Below are 20217 nucleotides of genomic sequence, written 5' to 3'. Positions count from 1 at the left end.
TGAGGAAGTTCGCCAGTTACAGCGGTAAGCCGAAACAAAGTTCATCTAGCAAGATCGATGCTGCAGCATGTACCCGGCAATTGTGTCTATGGCAAGGCGCAAACGGCAAGAGGGGGCCGCCCCTGGTGCCACCTGTCATCGTCCCGTCATGCCACTTTCATCGACCCGTCAAGCAAATCAGCTATCGCCACCGGATGCAAACGGATCCTGGAGATGCCGCCGATGCGCCTGACCATGCCGATCCTTGCCAGCGTGCTGACCGCCATGCTGGTGCTTTTTCCCTCGCTGGCCGGCAATGCCTCGACGCCCGAAAACAGCCGGGCAGCGCTGATCCGGACGCGGCTGACCCATGCCAACCAGTGGCGCGGCCATGTGATGGTGGTGGCGCACCGGGCCGGCTGGAAGGACCATGGCCAAGTGCTGCGGGCTGAGAATTCGCTGGACGCCATCGACGCGGCCGTGGCGCTTGGCGTGGACGCCGTCGAACTGGACGTGCGGCGATCGGCCGACGGGGTGCTGGTGATCCTGCATGATGCGACGCTGGACCGCACCACCACTTGCCAAGGCGCGGTCAGCGCCCGGACCCTGGCTGAGCTGAAAACCTGCCGGCTGGTGGTCGAAGGCGAGCGGCGCGTCACCGATGAAAGCGTGCCGACGCTTGCCGAGATGCTGTCCCATGCCAAGGGGCGGATCCTGGTCAATATCGACAACAAGCTGGAGGCCGCCGACCTGCCGGAGATCGCCAACCTTGCCCGCAGCCTTGGGATGGCGGACGGCATCCTGCTGAAGCATGCGATCTGGAACGAGCAGAGACTGGCCGAAACGCAAAGCGCGCTGGCCGGTATCGATCGGGATATCGCCTTCATGCCGATTTTCGCCGACGATGCGGTGCGGGACGCCGGCTTTATGGCCAAGGTCACCGCCGCCTTCGACGCGCCGGCAGCAGAACTGATCGTCTGGCAGCGCCAGGCCGGCCAACCGATGACGGAGGCTGGCGGACCGCTGTTTTCGACCGCGGCGCAAGTTGCGGCGCTAAAGGGCGGCTGGCACATGTGGATCAACACCTACCCGATCACCGACCGGCCCGAGGGCATGGTGGCCGGCGGGCGCGGCGACGGACTGGCCTTTGCCGTCGGGCGTCCCGACGACGTCTACGGCTTCTGGATCAACCACGGCGCCACCATCATCCAGACCGACGAGCCCCGCGCGCTGATCGATTGGCTGGAGGCCAACGGCCACCGCCTGCCCTATGGGCTGACCCAATGACGAGGTTGCCGGGCGGGCTGGCGAATGCCTGGCGAACCATTTGGTTAGTTTCTCAAACAGCGCTGAAGGCAATCCACGATGTCGCGCGCTGACTTGGAATGTGGCCGCCAACCGATCCCACCTCGCGAAACCTTAGAGCGTGACTCGATAAGAGTTCAATAGGCATGGTACCTTGCGAGCCTTCGGGTGAGGATGCAGATGTGGGCGATGAGCGTCCAGGGCTTCAGCGGAAGCAACTGATTTCTCTCAATCCTTAACAAGTCGCCTGCATCTGCCAAGCCAAGCGAATGTGCGCTCGGCGGCCCAGCGACGCGGCAGCACTTCGAAGCCCTTTGCTTTGCCGGTTCACGTGACGATCTCGAGCGCGAACTTCGCGACCTTGTGCAATGCGCCCCCCATTTTCGGACCGGTATTTTGAGAGCCGCCGCTGCTCCATCGCGGTATTGAATGTCAGCACCGTGAACGACGAGCCCCACCGTCAGATAGCGTTTGCGGCCTTTAATCTTCTTGCCCGCGTCATAGCCCGCAATCCCCCCCGCTTTTGGTCGTTTTGACACTCTGGCGGTCTATCACCCCTGCCGTCGGCGACGGCTTCCTTCCCTTCCAGTTCTCGCGTCTCCATGACGAGATGATGGTTGACCCGCAGCTACAAGCCAGTCGCCCGCCACTCGCAGAAGTAACCCTGTACGGATGAATAAGGTGGAAAATCTTTTCGGCAGCATCTGCCATTGTCATCCGGTCGACGCGATATAAAGCAGTGCGTTCACAACAGTCCAGCCCATGGCGGTCTCCATCGAATCTTAAGCAAAATCGAAGGAGTCCCAACTGGCTGATTTGACTCAACTCTTTATCGGTCAGGCTCTTAGAGCTGCGAAGGATCTCTTGAACGAGGGATATCCAATACTTTGGCGTTCGGGCTTACGTCAGGACACCACTCGGCAGACGGGTCGGAGATCACCTCGTCGCAACACCCCACTGGTACGATTATAGCGCGCGAAGTGAACTGTGGTTGTGGTATGAAAAATCCTATACAACTCGCGAAGGACGCAGCTATCTCAGCGCAAGGTGGAACAATAGTCGGTAAAAATGCTCCGGGTGCGATACAAGGGCACACATCTTATTCGAGACGATCGAGCGTGACTATGGAGGATTGACGATGAAAGAAATTCGACAGGCTCTGTTGAACGGAATTGGAAATCGAGTTGGTGAATTTGGCTTTGATCGAAAAGCAATTGGGCAGTCATTCAAGCGAGAATTCCCCGGCGGAATAAGTCGGTTTCACCTTGCCTTTATCAATCATAAGAGTGATTTTGACGTAACTGCAGATGTAGCGGTCAGATTTCATAAACTTGAAGAATTGGCAAACGAGAACGACAATTTTATCTCGAAAAAAGATAAAAGCTTGACGAACTCTTTGGGTGCAGAATTGGGAAATATTGCGGGTGTCGGACAAATGCGCTGGCATGTGGCCACAATCGATGACCTGGATTCTGTGACCACTGGTATATTGGACGCGTTTATTGAGATTGGGCTACCGTATCTGGAGGTCGCGTCCACTATGGAGGGGGCATACAGATTGCTGAGCGCTCCCGGAAAGAACTCTTGGCTTCATAATCCGGTACTCTCTGCGCGAGCGAAGCGTGTTGTCGGACTTGCAAAGCTTCTAGAGAGCAAATTCGAAGGAATCACAACTGGCTCATTCTATTCAACTCGTTTTGGATCAAGCCCTTAGACTTTCTGGTTCTCTATCTTTCAATAACAGAACGGAAGTCATTAAGTTTGTCCGCTTGTCGTAAAAACTCGTGGGCATTGGAAAAATGCATAATCTTCCCGTAGGCCGACTACCCCAAAACCTATGTCGTCACTGGGATATTATGCCAAACCGAGCTTCTCGAAAACTAAGAAGCAGTGCCCACGTATCCCGTAAACCAGTAGCCTGGAAATGAGGAGGTTTCGGAGGTCCAAGGGCTCAAACTCGCCGACACGGAAAACTCTAAAATCCTTGTAAGCCACTTCGATCGCCGCTTCATATTGCTCCGATCCGTAGTCTTGAACAAACATTTCATTATAGCTGAAGCTTCTGATTCGCCCTGCGGATATCGGCGGTTTCACAAGAGCCAAATCCCGCTCATCTTCAAGAATGTCGCCGCTATGGCCAACTGCATCAGAATTTACATGCAAAGACGAAAGCATAGAGATTTCGTGAAACGATCCTGCATGAAACTCGCAGAATAAATCGCTAGCAATTTCAGCCATTCCAGGACTGTATTTCCCTGCCCTTTCGAAGTATCCAACAAACCGTTCAGACGCTCCGTAAGCGTTCAGTTTGATGGAGTTTAAAACGAGACTCAGCACATCGAGCATTTTTTCAGACTGAAGCTTTGAGTCTATCCTTTCACGCCTTGCTGGCAACCGTCTTTTCAGCCCCATCGACGCGGGATGCGAACCAGTTGGCCAGAAGCGCGCCGGAAATGTTGTGCCAGACGCTGAAGATGGCGCTGGGCACGGCGGCGACCGGCGAGAAATAGGCATTCGCGAGAGCCGCGCCCAGGCCGCTGTTCTGCATGCCGACCTCAATGGCGATCGCCTTGCGCTTGGAAAGCGACAGGCCGCAGGCCCGGGCGGCGAAGAAGCCGAGCAGATAGCCCAGGCCATTGTGCAGGACGACGACGGCAAAGATCGTCAGGCCGGACTGGGCAATGGCGCCCTTGCTGGCGCCGACGACGGCGGAGACGATCAGCACGATGCCGATGACGCTGACCAGCGGCAAAGCGGGCACCGCGGCGCGCACCAGATTGGGCAGCAGTTTCTGCAGGGCAAAGCCAAGGGCCAGCGGCACCAGCACGACCTTGACGATGCTGATGAACATGGCCATGGCATCGACCGGCAAATACTGGCTGGCAAACAGCCAGACCAGGAAGGGCGTGACCAGCGGTGCTGCCAGCGTGGTGACGCTGGTGCAGGCGACCGACAGGGCGACATCGCCTTTGCTCAGATAGGTCATGACATTCGACGAGGTGCCGCCGGGGCAGCAGCCGACCAGAATGACGCCGGCGGCGACTTCCGGCGGCATGGGCACGATCATCGTCAAAAGCACGGCCAGAAGCGGCATGATGACGAATTGCGAGACGACGCCGATCGCCACATCCAAGGGCCGCTTGACCACTTCGCGAAAGTCATCGACGGAAATGGTCAGCCCCATGCCGAACATGATGATGGCCAGCAGCGTGACGATCCACGGGGCGATCTGCTTGAACGTGTCGGGAAAAAAGAAGCCAAGCACGGCAAACAGGATGACCCAGACGGCAAAGGTCTTACCGACGAAGGCCGAAAAATTGGCCAAGACTTTCAAAATACCACTCCTTGACGACATTATATGTCGCGCGGTTTAGGCGTGCTGCTATCTCTGTCAAGTCATGGATCCGTTCAACCGGTACGTATGCTGCGGATTTTCGCCATCGACAGGCGGGCGGTTTCGGCCAGCGCATCGGCGCGCTCATTGCCGACAAGGCCTGAATGGCCCTTGCACCAGGCGACCGTGATCAGGGGATTTCGGCCAAGCTCGACATCAACCGCCTGCCACAGGTCCCGATCTGGGATCGAGCGGCGGCGGCGATGGGCATTGGCTGAGATCACCGTCCAGCCATTGTTGCGCCAGATCGGTCTCAGGCGGTTGCAGCCCTCCACGACATAGAGGGAATCGGTCCAGAGCACCGCCGGCTCAGCCCCGGCCGACTGATGGAGCCAGCGCGCTGCTTTAAGCAGCGCCATCAGTTCCATCGCATTGTTGGAGGTTTGCGGCACGCCGCCGTGGTCGAAGGTGATCTCCAGGTCGCCGCGACAGGCGACAAAGGACCAGCCGCCGTGGCCGGAGGCGGGGTCAAAGGTGCCGTCGGTGAAGACGTTCAATGCTGAGACGGGGATAACGGGGGTGGCGGGCATGGAAACACTCGAAACTGTCTGCGGGCGGGGTCAAGACTGGAGCGATGTCTGCTCAGGCGCAAACGGAATTCTCCTGTCAGAGGCGCACGATACCACGTCTGCAAAGTCCCGGCTCTCAAGCCACGCTGCCGACATCGGCTTTAACATGCCGACCGACATAATCCACGAAGGCCCGCACCTTGGGCACCCGAAATCGGCTGGCGGGCCAGAGCATCGTCAGGACGCCCGCCTGCTCCAACTCGCCCTCCAGAACAGGAACAAGCGCGCCATTGGCGAGCCCATCGCGCACCAGGAATTGCGGGAAGCATCCGATGCCGGCACCGCGGAGGGTCAGATCAAGCAAGGGATCGATGACGCTCGCGGTGAGGCTGACCGGGACATTCAATCCGGGCGCCGATCGCAGCGGCCAGGCGGCGATGCGGCCCGACAAGAGCTTCTGTCGCAGACAGACGTGGTGCGACAAATCTTGAGGCCCCGTTGGCAGACCGTGGGCGGCCACATAGGTCGGAGCGGCCACGAGCCGCCATTCGAAATGGCCGAGCGTCTTGTGCAGCAGGCGGGAATCACCTGTTTCCCCGGTGCGGATGACGACGTCGAACCCTTCCTCGATCACGTCAACGAGGCGGTCGCTGTAATCAAGATCCAGCTCCACCAGGGGATGTTCGGCCGCAAAGGCCGCCAGCGCATTGGTCAGCAGCGATCCTGTCAGCGGCAGGCTGACGCGGAGCCGGCCGCGCGGGCTGCCGGAAACTTCGGCCAGTTCCGCCTCACCGGCCTGCAGCTCATCGAGCATGCGCCGGGCGCGTGCCAGAAAGATAGTACCGGCCTCGGTCAGCGAAATGGTGCGGGTGGTGCGGTGAAACAGCGTGACTGCCAGCTGCGATTCCAGCCGGGCGATGGCCTTGCCGACCGCAGACGAGGATATGCCGAGGCCCTGCCCTGCGGTCTTGAAACTGCGGGCATCGGCAGACGCCACGAAAGCACGTAACGATGCAAGGCTATCGACGGGCTCCACCATTGCGAACTTATCCTCCGTAATATTCGGAATTCTAGCCTATCAATTCCACGATGAATAGGCGCTATGTCCGCGGGAACCGTTAACGCCCGAGGCGCAGCCATGTCCGACATCATCGATCACACACCCCTATCCGCAAACCCTGCTGTAAGCGCGACAGTGCCTCGCAGCGGGCTGGCCGTGACATTGCTGGCAATCTCGGCCTTCGTGATCGTGACGACCGAATTCATTATCGTCGGCATGCTGCCCGGCCTCGCCCGCGATCTTGACATCTCCGTGTCGGCCGCCGGGCAGTTGGTCACGCTGTTTGCCTTCACGGTGATGCTGGCTGGACCCTTTCTGACCGCCCTTGTCTCGCATCTCGACCGCAAGCGGCTGTTCGTCATCATCCTGGCCATCTTTGCCGCATCCAACGCGCTTGCCGCCCTTGCCCCGAATATCTGGATACTGGGTCTCGGCCGCTTCATCCCCGCTTTGGCGCTGCCGGTATTCTGGGGAACCGCCAGCGAAACTGCCGGCGACCTGGTCGGTCCAGAGCGTTCCGGCAAGGCGGTCGCGCAGGTTTACATGGGCATCGCCGCCGCCATGGTGCTGGGCGTCCCGCTTGGCACGCTTGCCGCCGACGCCATCGACTGGCGCGGCACCTTCTGGCTGCTGGCCGGGCTGTCGCTGCTAATGGCCGTCCTGCTCGTCCTGTTCATGCCCTCGATTGCGCCGCAGAAGAAAGTCGGCGCCGGCACGCAGGCGCGCATCCTGAAAGACCCGTTCTTTCTCGGAAACCTGGGGCTTTCCGTCCTGGTCTTTACCGCGATGTTTACGGCCTATACCTATCTGGCCGACACGCTGGAGCGGGTGGCAATGATCCCGGCCTCGCAGGTTGGCTGGTGGCTGATGGGTTTTGGCGTGCTTGGTCTGCTTGGAAACTGGCTCGGCGGTTATCTGGTCAATCGCGGACCGCTGCTCGCAACCGCCCTTGCCACGCTGGTCCTGGCCATCGGCATGGCGGTAACCACGCCTTTTGCGACCTCGCAGACATGGCTGATCCTCGCCTTGGCCGCCTGGGGCATCGCCAATACGGCGCTCTATCCGATCTGCCAGATCCGCGTGATGAAGGCTGCCTCCCATGCCCAGGCACTGGCGGGGACCCTGAACGTGTCCATGGCGAATGCCGGCATCGGCCTTGGCGCCGTGATTGGCGGCAGCGTCATCCAACACTTTGGCCTGCCCCAAATCGGCTATGTGGCCGCGGCCATCGCCCTGCTCGCCGTCATCTCCTCTTTCGGCGTCTCGAAACTGAAGCCAGGCGCATCGACCGAATGAAGACCAGGCCTGGGTCAGGACAAAGGGCCGAAGCTGGCTTAGCGACCGATGGCCGCAAGCACGATAGAGTTGGCGCAACTGTCCAGCAATCCTATATGGGTTTAAGACCATGGGACTCGAAGCTGACGATCCCGTTTGGCCATTGCCGGTCAGTTGCCTGTCCACCAACTTGAAAGTTCAAAGCGTTGAGTGTTGCCTTTACCAAGGAAGAGAGTTCGGAGACCGCGGCGGAGACCATGTTGCCGGATCGGCCGGTTTCGCCGCATCCGAACCTGGTGACCGAGGCGGGGCTGAAAGCGCTGGAGGAACAGTTGCGCGCGGCGCGGTCGGCCTATGAGGTGGCCAACGTGATCGAGGACGTCAACGAGCGGCGGCGGCAGACGGCCAATCCGTTGCGCGACACGCGCTATTTTGCAGCACGGGTCGGTTCGGCGCAGGTGATGGCCGCGCCGACCTCGACCGACACGGTCGCCTTTGGCAGCACGGTCAAATTCGAGCGCGACGACGGGCGCGTGCAGACCTATCGCATCGTCGGCGAGGACGAGGCCGATCCCAAGGCCGGATCGATGTCCTATGTTTCGCCGGTGGCCCGGGCGATCATGGGCAAGGCGGTGGGCGATGTCGTTACGATCGGCGACGGGGAGTTGGAGATCGTGGCGATCTCCTGAAGGAGAGCCGGCAACCGCCTGCACAAGCGAAGAGGCCGCAAGCCGGTCAGACATGGCATGGCCAAGGTGCCGGAATCCGGCGAAGGCGGGTTGAGATGGCGGCCGGCAAAGGCTATCTGGGGCGGACCGCATAGAGACCTCCCGCGAACGAAAAGGCGCATTCCGGCATGACCCCTGATTTTCTCGTCACCCATTCCGGTGGCTTCCATGCCGACGAATTGCTGTCGAGCGTCATCCTCACCCGGCTTTTCCCGCAGGCGCGCATTGTCCGCAGCCGGGCGCCGGAATGGATCACGCCGGGTGCCGACCGGATTATCTACGATGTCGGCGGCGCCTATGACCCCGAGGCGCGGATCTTCGACCACCACCAGCGCGGCGCACCGCTGCGCCCAGATGGCCAGCCCTATAGTTCGTTCGGATTGATCTGGGCGCATTATGGCCGCGATTATCTGGCCGCTCTGGCAGTCCCCGCCGAGCATGTCAAAAGCGTCTATGCCTCCTTCGATGCCAGCTTCGTGCTGCCGATCGATCTGGTCGACAATGGCGCGCTGAGCCCCGCCACGGCCGGGCCGCTGGCCGGCCTGACGCTGTCGGCGCTGCTGGAAACCCTGAAACCCGTTTTCGACGAGACCGATCCCGAGGCGGAGATGCGGGGCTTCCACGCGGCTTTTGCCATCGCCCGCACATTCGTCGAGGCGCGGATTGCCGGCAGTGCCGCCAAACTGCGGGCCGAGGCGCTGGTGCACAAAGCGATCGTCGAGGCTGGTGCGGGGCGCATTCTGGAACTGCCGCTCGGCATGCCGTTCCGCTCGGCCGTCGTCAAGGCGGGAGCCGATCAGTTGCTGTTCGTCATCCACCCGCGCGACAAGGACTGGTGCCTGACCACCATCCGCAGCAATGACGAGGGGTTCGAAGTGCGCGCCGACCTGCCGGCCGCCTGGGCCGGCCTGACCAATGGTGATCTCGAAGCGGTCTGCGGCGTCAAGGGCGCCAGCTTTTGCCACAATGGCCGCTTCATCGCCGCCGCCCGGACCCGCGAGGCCGTGCTGGCCATGGCGGAACTGGCTGTCGATGAGGCCATTGCAAAGGGATGACCGTCCACCGCGATTGACGAGGTCCTAAACACCGCTGCTGGACCGAGCGGTAGAGATCGGATCGCGCGTGGTTTTGCTATTCCTGCTGGAATTTGCAAGGCCAGCTTGCGGCCTTGGTCAGACCCGTCGGCAGCACGGTGGTGTCGTCTCCACAGGCCATGTCCATTTGCCACTGGGTCAATCCCGTCGCCGCAGAAAGATCGACGCCTTCTATGCGGGTCAGGAACATGAAGGCCCGGTCGAAATCGACCGGCTTGGCAAATATCGCCTCTCGGAAATCGGTCCGCGCGAGATTGGCCAGCGAGAAGCGGCTGCCGCTAACATCGGCCCTATCAAATTGCGAGCGGCCCAAATCGGCCTTTCTGAAATCCGTATCGGCAAGTTTGGCCTTGGTGAAGTTGGACCGCGACAATTCGGCGTTCACGAAAACCGCGCCTTGTGCATCCAGATTGCCGAATTCCGTTCTGAATGCCTCGATGCCCGAAAAATTCGCGCCCTTGGCCACGGAACGCGCCAGGCTTGCCCGCACCAGGACGGCATCCTCGAAGTTGGCAGCCGACAGGTTGCTGTCCCTGAGATCGGTTGACGTGAAATCGGCTCCGGTGAGGTTGGCGCCGCCGAGGTCGCTGCCGTTCAGCATCAGTAGCTTCTTGTCGCAATTCTGCCAGCTGATACCCGGCGTCGGCGAGACGCGGCATTCATTCGCAGCCAAACTCTGTTGCCATGAGCATCCGAAGAAGGCCGTCAGCATCAGGACGCTTTGCCGAAATGCTTTTTTGTAAGTCGTGATCGATGGACGCATCTTTTGATCCCACCTGCCAAAACGGCAGGACACCATCCCATTGTACCTGGCCCATTGTACCGGGCCCATTGTACCGCGCCATCATATCGGGCTTATGGCCGGGCCGAAACCAAAAATCCGACATTCCTCCATATTGCGGTTTTCACGGCCTCACGGATTCCTGACAGAGCCTGACCTGGGCCAGCGAGCAATAAGCATCCGCTCCTTAAAACAGGCCCCGGAGGGCCTGCTTTATTCGTAACTTCTGACTTACGCCGCCTTTTCCACCTGACCGTAGGGATCGAAGCGGCCATAGAAAGTTTCGCCCTTTTCGGCCATTTCCCGCAGCAGCGGCGTCGGCTTGAAATGGGGGCCGTAGGAGGCTGAGAGCTTTTCGCAGAGCTCGACGAAGGTCTTCACGCCCATGCCGTCGATGTAGCTGAGCGCCCCACCGGTATAGGGGGCAAAGCCGAAGCCGAGGATGGAGCCGACATCGGCCTCGCGCGGATCGGTCACAATGCCTTCTTCGACGGTGCGGGCGGCCTCAAGCGCGATGGTCGCCAGGAAACGCTGCTGCAGGGTCTTCATCGAGACCTCGTCCGCAGCCTTCTGCGGATAGAGATCCTTCAGGCCCGGCCAGAGCGACTTTTTGGCCGGCTTCGGCGGGTAATCATAAAAACCCTTGCCGTTCTTGCGGCCGAAACGCTCTTCCTTTTCGACCAGCCGAGAGACCAGCTCCATGTGGCGCGGATCGACGGCCTGTTCGCCGAGATCGGCGACGGTGGCTTTCAGGATCTTCAGGGACAGGTCGATGGCCACCTCGTCGTTGAGCGACAGCGGGCCAACCGGCATGCCGGCGAATTTCGCGGCATTCTCGATCATCACAGGCGGCACGCCTTCGATCAACATGTCATAGCTTTCGGCCATGTAGCGCAGCACGCAACGGTTGACGAAGAAGCCGCGGGTGTCGTTGACGACGATCGGCGTCTTTTTGATCGCCGCGACATAATCGAGCGCGACGGCCAGCGCCTTGTCGCCGGTCTGCTTGCCGAGGATGACTTCGGTCAGCATCATCTTCTCGACCGGCGAGAAGAAGTGGATGCCGATGAAATCGACCGGGCGTTTGGAATTACCGGCCAGACCTGTGATCGGCAGGGTCGAGGTATTGGAGGCGAAAATGGCCCCCTCGGGCAGAACCGCCTCGACCTTCTCGATGACCGCCTTCTTGACGTCGCGATCCTCGAACACGGCTTCGATGACCAGATCGGCGGTCGAGAGCGAAGTGTAATCATCCGACGGGGTGATCAGCGACAGCAGCTTTTCGCCGTCTTCCTTGGTCAGCTTGCCCTTACTGATGGCGCCGGCCACCAGACCCTCGGAATGGGTCTTGCCCTTGGAGGCGGCCTCCATGTCGCGGTCGATCAGGGTGACGGGAATGCCGGCAGCGGCCGTCACATAGGCGATCGAGGCGCCCATGAAGCCGGCGCCGACGACGCCGACATGCTTCAGCTGGGTCTTGGGCTGGCCGGCCGGGCGGCGGGCACCCTTGCCGAGTTCCTGCATGGAAACGAACAGCGAGCGGATCATCGAGAAGGCCTCGGTGGTCTGCACGACCTGGGTGAAATACCGCTGCTCGATCCTGAGGCCGGTGTCGAAGGGCACCTGCAGGCCTTCATAGACGCATTTGAGGATGGCAAGAGCTGCCGGATAGTTGCCCGATGTCTCGCGGCGCAGGATGGCAGACGCTGCCGGCCAGAGCTGGGCTGCGGCCGGCGTCCAGATACCGCCGCCGGGCACCTTGAAGCCCTTTTCGTCCCAGGGGGCGACGGGCTTGAGGCCGTCCTTGATCATCTGCTTGGCGGCCGGGATCAGCTGATCCGGCTCGACCACCTGATGCACAAGGTTCATCGCCTTGGCGCGGCTGGCCGTCAGGCTCGAACCGGTGGTCATCATCTGCAGGGCGTCCTGGGCATTGGCCAGGCGCGGCACGCGCTGGGTGCCGCCGGCGCCGGGGAAGATGCCCACTTTCACTTCCGGCAGGGCGATCTTGACCGACTTGGCATTGGACGCAACGCGGCCGTGGCAGGCCAGCGACAGTTCAAACGCGCCGCCCATGCAGGTGCCGTTGATGGCCGAGACCCAGGGCTTGCCATTGGTCTCGATCTTGCGCCACAGCCAGGTCATGCGACCGGCGGCGTCGAACAGCTTCTGCACGGCATTGGCCGGATCCTTGACCTTTTCCGCCTCCAGCATGGAGAACATGCCCTTGATCATGGTAAGATCGGCACCGCCGGAGAAACTCGACTTGCCCGAGGTAAAGACCACGCCCTTGACGGCGCTATCGGCCACGGTGGCATCGACGATCGCCTCGATCTCGTCCATCACCTCGACGGTGAAGACGTTCATCGACTTCTCGGGCATGTCCCAGGTGACGAGAGCGATGCCGTCGGCGTCGGTATCAACGTTGAAGTTCTTATAGGTGCTCATAATGGGATTCCTCTTCCCTTGAATTTCGTAGTGGCCCTTGGCCTGCCCCTCACCCCGCCTCCGCTTCGCTCGGCGCACCCTCTCCCCGTAAACGGGGCGAGGGGGACCCAGAACCCTCGCGGCACATTCCCTTCTCCCCGCTTGCGGGGAGAAGGTGGCGGCAGCCGGATGAGGGGCTGCCGCACGGCTCTTTTCAAACCCTCTCGATGATCGTCGCCGTGCCCATGCCGGCGCCGATGCAGAGCGTGACCAGGGCGGTGTTCAGATCGCGGCGTTCCAGCTCATCGAGCACGGTGCCAAGGATCATCGCGCCGGTGGCGCCGAGCGGGTGGCCCATGGCAATCGCGCCGCCGTTGACGTTCATGATGTCGTGGCTGACGTTGAAGGCCTGCATGAAGCGCAGCACCACGGCGGCAAAGGCTTCGTTGAGTTCGAACAGATCGATGTCGGCGATCGACATGCCGGAGCGCTTCAAAAGCTTTTCGGTGACGTCGACCGGGCCGGTCAGCATCAAGGCCGGATCGGAGCCGATATTGGTGAAGGCGCGGATGCGGGCGCGGGGCTTCAGGCCCATCGACTGGCCGCCGGCCTTGGAGCCGACCAGCACCGCGGCGGCGCCATCGACGATGCCAGACGAATTGCCGGCGTGGTGGACATACGAGATCTTCTCGATTTCCGGATGGGCCTGGAAGGCGACGGCATCGAAACCGCCCATTTCACCCGGCATCTGGAAGGATGGGTTGAGGCCGGCCAGCGACTGCATGTCGGTGCTCGGGCGCATATGCTCGTCGCGGTCGAGGATGGTCAGGCCGTTGCCATCCTTGATCGGGATGACGGACTTGGCGAAATAGCCTTTCTCCCAGGAATTGGCCGAACGCTTCTGGCTTTCCACCGCATAGGCGTCGACGTCATCGCGGGAGAAGCCATATTTCGTGGCGATCAGGTCGGCAGAAACACCCTGGGGCATGAAATAGCCGGGGAAGTTGACCGAGGGGTCCATGTACCAGGCACCACCCGACATGCCCATGCCGACACGCGACATGCTCTCGACGCCGCCGGCGATGACGATATCGTCGGAGCCAGCCATGACCTTGCCGGCGGCGAGATTGACGGCATCAAGGCCGGAGGCGCAGAAGCGCGAGATCTGGATGCCCGGAGCGGAGAAGGCGTAGCCGGCCTCAAACGCGGCGGCCTTGGGGATCACGGCGCCGGCTTCCATGACCGGATCGACGCAGCCGAAGATGATGTCGTCAACGGTTCCGGTGTCGAGGCCATTGCGATCGCGCAGCGCCTCCAGGGTCTTGGCGGCGAGCCGAGGTGTCGGCACCTCGTGCAGACTGCCATCCTTCTTGCCGCGGCCGCGCGGCGTGCGCACGTGGTCATAGATATAGGCTTCGGTCATTGTTTCTCATCTCCCTAGGGGCGCGCGGGCGCCTATAAAACTTTGGGCTATTTGACGACAGCCCCTCATCCGCCTGCCGGCACCTTCGCCCCGTTTACGGGGAGAGGGCTAGGGTGAGGGGCAATCGCCTAACTCATCCTTCAGAACGCTTCCGCGGCCATGTCCATCAGGCTGTCGGCGCCCGCTTCGATGCGGATCTTGCGGAGCGCGGTTTCCGGCATGATCTTCTCCATGAAGAAACGCCCGGTTTTCAGCTTGGTTTCCAGATAGTCGGACCGCGGATCGCCGTTGGCCAGGCCGTCGTTGGCGGCTTTCGCCATTTTCGCCCACATATAGCCAAGCACGACCAGACCGAAGAGGTGCATGTAATCGGTCGAGCCGGCGCCGGCATTGTCGGGCTTGGCCATGGCGTTGGACATGAACCACATGGTGGACGCCTGCAGGTCGTTGAGGCCTTTCTTCAGGCCCTTGGTGTAGAAGGCGAGCTTTTCGTCAGCGCGGTTTTCCTCGCAGAAATCGCCGATCTCCTTGAACAGGGCCATGGCGGCACGGCCACCGTTCAAGCCCAGCTTGCGGCCGACCAGATCAAGAGCCTGGATGCCGTTGGCGCCCTCGTAGATCATGGCAATGCGGGCATCGCGGACATACTGGCTCATGCCGTGTTCTTCGATATAGCCGTGACCGCCGAATACCTGCTGGGCCATGACGGCATGATCGAAGCCCTTGTCGGTCAGGACACCTTTGAGGATCGGCGTCATCAGACCGAGAATGTCGTCGGCTGCCTGCTTTTCGGCGGCATCCGTGGAGCGATGGGCGATATCGGATTTCAGCGCGGTCCACAGGGTGAAGGCGCGGCCGGCCTCGGTGAAGGACTTGATGGTCAGCAGCGAGCGGCGGATATCGGGATGGACGATGATCGGATCGGCTTGTCTGTCCGGCGCCTTGATGCCCGACAGGGAACGGCCCTGGATACGTTCGCGGGCATAGTGGACGGCGTTCTGATAGGCGATCTCGGCGACCGAGAGGCCCTGAAGGCCGACGCCGAGGCGGGCCTCGTTCATCATCACGAACATGGCCGCAAGACCCTTGTTTTCGGCACCGATCAGGTAGCCGGTGGCCTCGTCATAGTTCATCACACAGGTGGAATTGCCGTGAATGCCCATCTTGTGCTCGATGGCGCCGCAGCTGACGCCGTTTCGCGTGCCAACCGAACCGTCCTCGTTGACCAGGAACTTCGGCACGATGAACAGCGAAATGCCCTTGGTGCCTGCTGGCGCGCCTTCGATGCGGGCGATCACCAGATGGATGATGTTATCGGTCATCCCATGCTCGCCGGCCGAGATGAAGATTTTCTGGCCGGAAATCTTGTAGGAGCCGTCGCCGTTCGGCACGGCCTTGGTGCGCAAGAGCCCGAGGTCGGTGCCGCAATGGGGCTCGGTCAGGTTCATGGTGCCGGACCAGATGCCCTCGACCATTTTCGGCACATAGGTCTGCTTTTGCTCGTCGGTGCCATGCACCAGAATGGCGGCAATGGCGCCTTGGGTCAGGCCCGGATACATGGTCAGCGCCATATTCGCCGACGACATATACTCACCGACGGCGCTGTGCAGCGTATAGGGCAGGCCCTGGCCGCCGAATTCGGGAGGTACGGCCAGACCGCTCCAGCCGCCCTGACAATAGGCATCATACGCCTGCTTGAAGCCCTTGGGCACGGTCACCGAGGCGTCGTCGTTCCGGGTGCAGCCTTCCTGGTCGCCGGACAGGTTGAGCGGAAAAAGCTCCTCTTCGGCAAGCCGTGCCGCTTCGCCAACGATCGCTTCGATCATGTCGGGGCTGGCATCCTCGAAACCGGGGAGATTGTTGTAGCGGTCGAGACCGAGGACATCGTTCAAAATGAAAAGCGTGTCGTTTACGGGAGCCTTGTAGACCGGCATTTTCCATCTTCCTCCAAAGACTTGTCACCGGGACATGCCCGGTCTGGTTCATGCTTATATAAAATATTGACGTTTGCGTAAACGTCAATATTTGCGCGGCGGCGATTTTTTTAAAACCGGCACGACCCTGCCTGGCAGGCCGCGGTCCGGCCTTTCTCCAATATATTGTCGAATCGTTAAAAAATTCCCGCCCCAGTTAACGGCTTGTTTACCACGTTTCGTGAATTGTGACCGGTGAAACGTGGTGCGTCGAATGCGGTTCGTCCGGATGCTCGGGAGATTTCCGGTGCAGCCAACCGAACGACGGAAGAACAGATATGCCGAACTGCCCGGCGGCCGGTCCTTCCAGCAGCAAAACGACCAGGGAAAGCCATCTTCTCGTGGGCCTTACGGCAGCGAGCGACAATGTCGAAGCGAGCAAGAACATGAACGGATCGCGATCAACTCCTTCCCGCCCGGCCGGCGCCTCATCGCTGGATGCGCTGAGCCGTACGATCGAGGGACTGGAAGCCCGCATAGAAGGCCTGATGGTCGGAACCGGCCGCGACAGTCGGCCGGTCGAAGAGCTGCGGCGTGAGGTGCCCCGCGAGCGTGACAGCCGTGGCGAACGAGAACTGCGCGTCGATCCGCTGACTGAGATCCGCCAGCGCCAGCGGGCACTCGAGGCAAACCGGCCGCGTGCGACGGAGCGCGCCCACCGGGACACGCCGAGCGATATCCTGGCTCGCTCCACGGCACCAGTGCCGGCGCCGACTGCGGCGGCCAACGCATACCCGGCTGCGGCGCAGGCCCCGTCCGATCTTGTGCTCAAAGACATCACCCAGGCGCTGCTCAGCCTGCGGCAGGACTTGAAGCAGGACATTTCCGAAAGCCTGGCGCGGGAAGTGAGTGCGCTGCGCTCGGAGATCCACGGCATCCGAACGATCGCCGAGGACCATCCGCTGCATGCCGACATGCGCGAGGATCTCGCCCGCATCGCCAGCGGCATCACCGAGCTCGGCCAGAATGCCGCGCCCGGCAGCGACGGCTTGCGGGCCGAATTCGATGACCTGCGCTCGCTGATGGACGGTTTGGCGCGGGAGGATTCCGTGCGCCACATGGAAAACCGCTGGAACACGCTTGAGACGAAGCTGGAACGGCTCGACCCCGATGCCCTGCAGGAAGAGCTGGTGTCGCTCGCCTATCGGCTGGATGACATCAAGAAGCAGATGGGCACGATGGGTGATGCGCGTTCGGTGCGCGCCCTTGAAGACAAGCTGATGGCGGTGGCCACGGCGCTTGAACATATCGGCGCGCATATCGAGCCCAACGAGCGGGCGATGAACGACCAGTTCGCCGGCATCGACCTCAGGCTCGACGAAATCACCAGGGCCATTGCGGCCGGCGGGCGCAGCAGCGCGTCCAGCGCCGACATGGACCTGATCGCCCGTCTGGAAGACCGCATCGGTGCCATTGCCCGGCAGATCGAAACCATGGCGATCAATGCCGCCGCCCGGCCGGACCCGGCCAAGGAGCTGGGCAGCCGGATCGAGGCGCTGTCGGCGCGGATCGAGGACCTGTCGAGCGAGCAGGCCGCCAGCAAGCTCGAAGAACGGCTGGACCAGCTGTCGCTGCTGCTGGAACGGTCGCAGAAGCCGGTGGCCCAGCCGGAGCTGACCGGTTACCTCGCCGATATCTCCCGCAAGATCGATGCGCTCGACCATGGCGCCGTCAACGACCGGCTGGCCGAACGGCTGGAAATCCTCGGCCGTCGGATCGAAGACATCGAGCTGCCGCAGGCGGCTCCTGCCATGGACGACCGGCTGCTCCGGAGCCTCGACGATCGGCTGCATAGCATTGCCCTTCGGCTCGAAGAAACGACGGCCGCACCGCTTGGCGACCAGGCGAGCCTCAGCAGCCTCGAAGAACAGATCGCCCATCTGTCGGCACTGATCAGCAATACGCCCGTAGCCGGCAGCCAGCCGACCGAGCAGTTCGAGGGTCGCATGGCGGCGCTCGAAGACTATCTGTCGACCAGCGACGAATATATCATCGAGGCGGCCCGCCAGGCAGCCGAAGCCGTGATGGACAATTATGCCCGTCAGCAGGGCTCATCGCACGGCGTCGAGGCCAGCCAGGGCCTTGAAACGATGGCGGCACTTGCCGACCATCTGAAGCACCTGGAAGAGATCAGCCGCGGCACCGAGGAGCGCACCCACCGGACATTCGAGGCGCTGCACGAAACCCTGGTGCAGATTGCGGAAAAACTCGACCAGATGGACCAGCGCACGGCCGCGCCGGCGCCGGCCTTTGCCCGCCCGGAGGTGATGACCGCCGCCAGTGTCGAACGCGACATGGATGCCGCCGCCACCTCGCATCTGAGCAATGTGCGACGCGAATTGGAGGCCGCCTTCCAGTCGCCGGAGACCCCACAGACCCCGTCGGCATCCAGCACCAGGGGCAGCGCCTCCGACGCCGTTGCACCAGTCGAGGCTCCGGTTGCCGCCGAGAAGAAGCCGGGCCGCCCAAGCCTTCTGGCTGGCCTTGGCAAGCGGCTGATCCCCGGCGCGAAAAAAGAGGAGCCGGCTGTCGCCAAGACGCGCGACATGATCGACCCCTCGCCGTCGATCGATCCGGTCGACATGCTGCCGCCGGAAGAGGCCAACGAATTGCTGGAGCCCGGCTCCGGCACGCCGGATGTGCGCAAGATCCTGGAGCGGGTGCGGGCCAGCCAGAATGCGGCTCGCGCCGGTGCGTCAGGCACGGCAACAACCGGCGCCGATGACCGGGCCGATTACATTGCGGCTGCCCGCCGCGCCGCGCAGGCCGCAGCCCAGGAAACCGACCGCAGCCAGCGCAGCCCGATGGGCAAACTGGCCGATGAAGTGAACGCCGGCTCGACCTTCAAGCGCTATCGCCGGCCCATTCTGATGGCGGTTGGCGCCGTGCTGCTGGCCGCCATGGCTCTGCCGCTGATCAACACCCTGACACGCGGCGACAAGGCCCCAGACCCTGCGATCGAGACGATCGAGCCTGCGGAGAAGAGCCAGGCGCCCGACCCTGCCGCTGCCCTTCCCACCGGACCGGCCGCCGACACCAGGAGCGCCGACACCGCGCCTGCATCCGACGAAGACCTGTCAGTGCCGCCCGCACTTGAAGACAATGCCGCACCCGCCGACCAGCCGATGGTCGACGAGAGCGCACCGATCGAGGCCGCACCCGTTGCGCCGGTCGAGCGCCCTGCTGCCAGCCTCGACAATGCCCCAATGGATGGCGGCAGCGACGTCGACACGCTGGCACCGGCTGGCACGGTCTCTGAGCCCGACGGCCTGGCGCCGCCGGCGACAGCCACGGCACCGGAACCTGCACCGGCGACGGCAACGATCGAAATCCCGGAGGGCATTACCCCGCCGTCGCTGACCGCTGCCGCCAAGACCGGCGATCCGCTGGCGCTGTTTGAAATCGGCGCGCGCTTCACAGAAGGCCGCGGCGTTGCCAATGATCTGTCCAAGGCGGCCGTCTGGTATCAGCATGCCGCCGACCGGGGCTTTGCGCCGGCCCAGTATCGCCTCGCCAATCTCTATGAAAAGGGAACCGGCGTCGAACGGGACATTGCCAAGGCCAAGGCGCTCTATCAACAGGCTGCCGATGCCGGCAATGCCAGCGCCATGCACAATCTGGCCGTGCTTTACGCATCCGGTGCCGATGGCACGCCGGATTTTGCCAAAGCCGCCGAATGGTTCACCAAAGCGGCCGAGCTTGGCGTTTCCGACAGCCAGTTCAACCTCGCCGTGCTCTTTGCCCGCGGCAATGGCGTCAGCCAGGACCTTGAAGCCTCCTACAAGTGGTTTGCGATCGCCGCCAAGGACGGTGACAAGGATGCCGCCAAAAAGCGCGACGAAGTGGCCAATGCCATGCCGGCCGAACGGCTGGAACAGGCGCGCGCGGCCGTCGACCTCTGGAAAGCCAAGCCGCTCAACCCAGACGCCAATGCCGTGGATGTTCCGGACGAATGGGCCGGCAAGGGCCTGAAGACCGCCAGCGTCGACATGGACAAGGCGATCCGCAATATCCAGGCCATCCTCAACAACAATGGCTTCGACGCCGGCACGCCCGATGGCAAGCTTGGCAAGAAGACGATTGCCGCGATCAAGGCCTTCCAGACCTCGATCGGTCAGGAACCGACGGGCCGGATCAACGACCAGTTGGTGACCGCGTTGCTGGCCCGCAACAAATAACGGATTGCCTTCATAAAACCTGAAAAAAGCGAGAGTAATCCGGTGTCTTGAATTGACTCGGGGTTGCTTGGGGCGCATGAAAAGTTATGGT

General features: G+C 61.8%; 14 protein-coding genes and 1 pseudogene. 6 read left to right on the top strand and 9 right to left on the bottom strand.

Features of this window, described 5'->3' with window-relative positions; translation table 11 throughout:
* Positions 1–222: 222 nt before the first annotated feature.
* Complete coding sequence (locus HGO38_RS04490; RefSeq protein ID WP_250954722.1) at positions 223–1266, top strand: glycerophosphodiester phosphodiesterase family protein; 1044 nt, start codon at positions 223–225, stop codon at positions 1264–1266.
* A gap of 155 nt (positions 1267–1421) precedes the next feature.
* On the opposite strand, the pseudogene HGO38_RS04485 reads toward HGO38_RS04490, so the two are convergent.
* Positions 1422–2036: pseudogene (locus HGO38_RS04485) on the bottom strand (IS5 family transposase); the annotation flags it as partial.
* 386 nt (positions 2037–2422) lie between these two features.
* On the opposite strand from HGO38_RS04485, the gene HGO38_RS04480 reads away from it, so the two are divergent.
* Positions 2423–2998, top strand: a complete 576-nt coding sequence (locus tag HGO38_RS04480) for a hypothetical protein (RefSeq protein ID WP_250954721.1) — start codon at positions 2423–2425, stop codon at positions 2996–2998.
* A 140-nt stretch (positions 2999–3138) separates the two neighbouring features.
* Here the strand turns inward: HGO38_RS04480 and HGO38_RS04475 are convergent, their stop codons facing one another.
* From HGO38_RS04475 to HGO38_RS04460, 4 genes are all read right to left on the bottom strand, one after another.
* Positions 3139–3522: a hypothetical protein gene (locus HGO38_RS04475; protein WP_250954720.1), complete on the bottom strand. Its 384-nt coding sequence runs from the start codon at positions 3520–3522 to the stop codon at positions 3139–3141.
* Between the two features lie 139 nt (positions 3523–3661).
* Positions 3662–4618, bottom strand: a complete 957-nt coding sequence (locus tag HGO38_RS04470; RefSeq protein WP_250954719.1) for a bile acid:sodium symporter family protein — start codon at positions 4616–4618, stop codon at positions 3662–3664.
* Between the two features lie 74 nt (positions 4619–4692).
* A complete protein-coding gene (locus HGO38_RS04465; RefSeq protein WP_250954718.1) occupies positions 4693–5208 on the bottom strand; it encodes a ribonuclease H family protein in 516 nt (171 codons plus the stop codon).
* Between the two features lie 115 nt (positions 5209–5323).
* Positions 5324–6226 carry a LysR substrate-binding domain-containing protein gene (locus HGO38_RS04460; protein WP_250954717.1) on the bottom strand — a complete coding sequence of 301 codons (903 nt, stop codon included), beginning with the start codon at positions 6224–6226 and terminating at the stop codon, positions 5324–5326.
* A gap of 99 nt (positions 6227–6325) precedes the next feature.
* On the opposite strand from HGO38_RS04460, the gene HGO38_RS04455 reads away from it, so the two are divergent.
* The 3 genes from HGO38_RS04455 (at position 6326) to HGO38_RS04445 (ending at position 9305) form a co-directional block, all read left to right on the top strand.
* On the top strand, positions 6326–7543 hold the full coding sequence (locus HGO38_RS04455) for an MFS transporter (protein ID WP_250954716.1): 1218 nt from the start codon (positions 6326–6328) through the stop codon (positions 7541–7543).
* Positions 7544–7728: 185 nt separating this feature from the next.
* The gene (gene greA, locus HGO38_RS04450; RefSeq protein ID WP_250954715.1) at positions 7729–8211 is read left to right on the top strand and encodes a transcription elongation factor GreA; all 483 of its coding nucleotides are present in this window, start codon (positions 7729–7731) and stop codon (positions 8209–8211) included.
* A 167-nt stretch (positions 8212–8378) separates the two neighbouring features.
* On the top strand, positions 8379–9305 hold the full coding sequence (locus HGO38_RS04445) for an MYG1 family protein (RefSeq protein ID WP_250954714.1): 927 nt from the start codon (positions 8379–8381) through the stop codon (positions 9303–9305).
* Between the two features lie 76 nt (positions 9306–9381).
* On the opposite strand, the gene HGO38_RS04440 is transcribed toward HGO38_RS04445, so the two are convergent.
* From HGO38_RS04440 to HGO38_RS04425, 4 genes are all read right to left on the bottom strand, one after another.
* Positions 9382–10107, bottom strand: coding sequence for a pentapeptide repeat-containing protein (locus HGO38_RS04440; RefSeq protein WP_502941501.1), 726 nt, complete (start codon positions 10105–10107; stop codon positions 9382–9384).
* A gap of 249 nt (positions 10108–10356) precedes the next feature.
* Positions 10357–12573 carry an FAD-dependent oxidoreductase gene (locus tag HGO38_RS04435; RefSeq protein ID WP_250954712.1) on the bottom strand — a complete coding sequence of 739 codons (2217 nt, stop codon included), beginning with the start codon at positions 12571–12573 and terminating at the stop codon, positions 10357–10359.
* Positions 12574–12766: 193 nt separating this feature from the next.
* On the bottom strand, positions 12767–13975 hold the full coding sequence (locus HGO38_RS04430; RefSeq protein ID WP_250954711.1) for an acetyl-CoA C-acetyltransferase: 1209 nt from the start codon (positions 13973–13975) through the stop codon (positions 12767–12769).
* Positions 13976–14115: 140 nt separating this feature from the next.
* Positions 14116–15909, bottom strand: coding sequence for an acyl-CoA dehydrogenase C-terminal domain-containing protein (locus HGO38_RS04425; RefSeq protein WP_250954710.1), 1794 nt, complete (start codon positions 15907–15909; stop codon positions 14116–14118).
* 425 nt (positions 15910–16334) lie between these two features.
* Here HGO38_RS04425 and HGO38_RS04420 point away from each other — a divergent pair, with 425 nt between their 5' ends.
* A complete protein-coding gene (locus HGO38_RS04420) occupies positions 16335–20126 on the top strand; it encodes a peptidoglycan-binding protein (protein ID WP_250954988.1) in 3792 nt (1263 codons plus the stop codon).
* Positions 20127–20217: the final 91 nt, after the last annotated feature.

The organism is Rhizobium sp. CG5 (assembly GCF_023701945.1).
GTDB lineage: Bacteria > Pseudomonadota > Alphaproteobacteria > Rhizobiales > Rhizobiaceae > Allorhizobium.
This window is presented reverse-complemented; position numbering and strand designations above follow the sequence as displayed.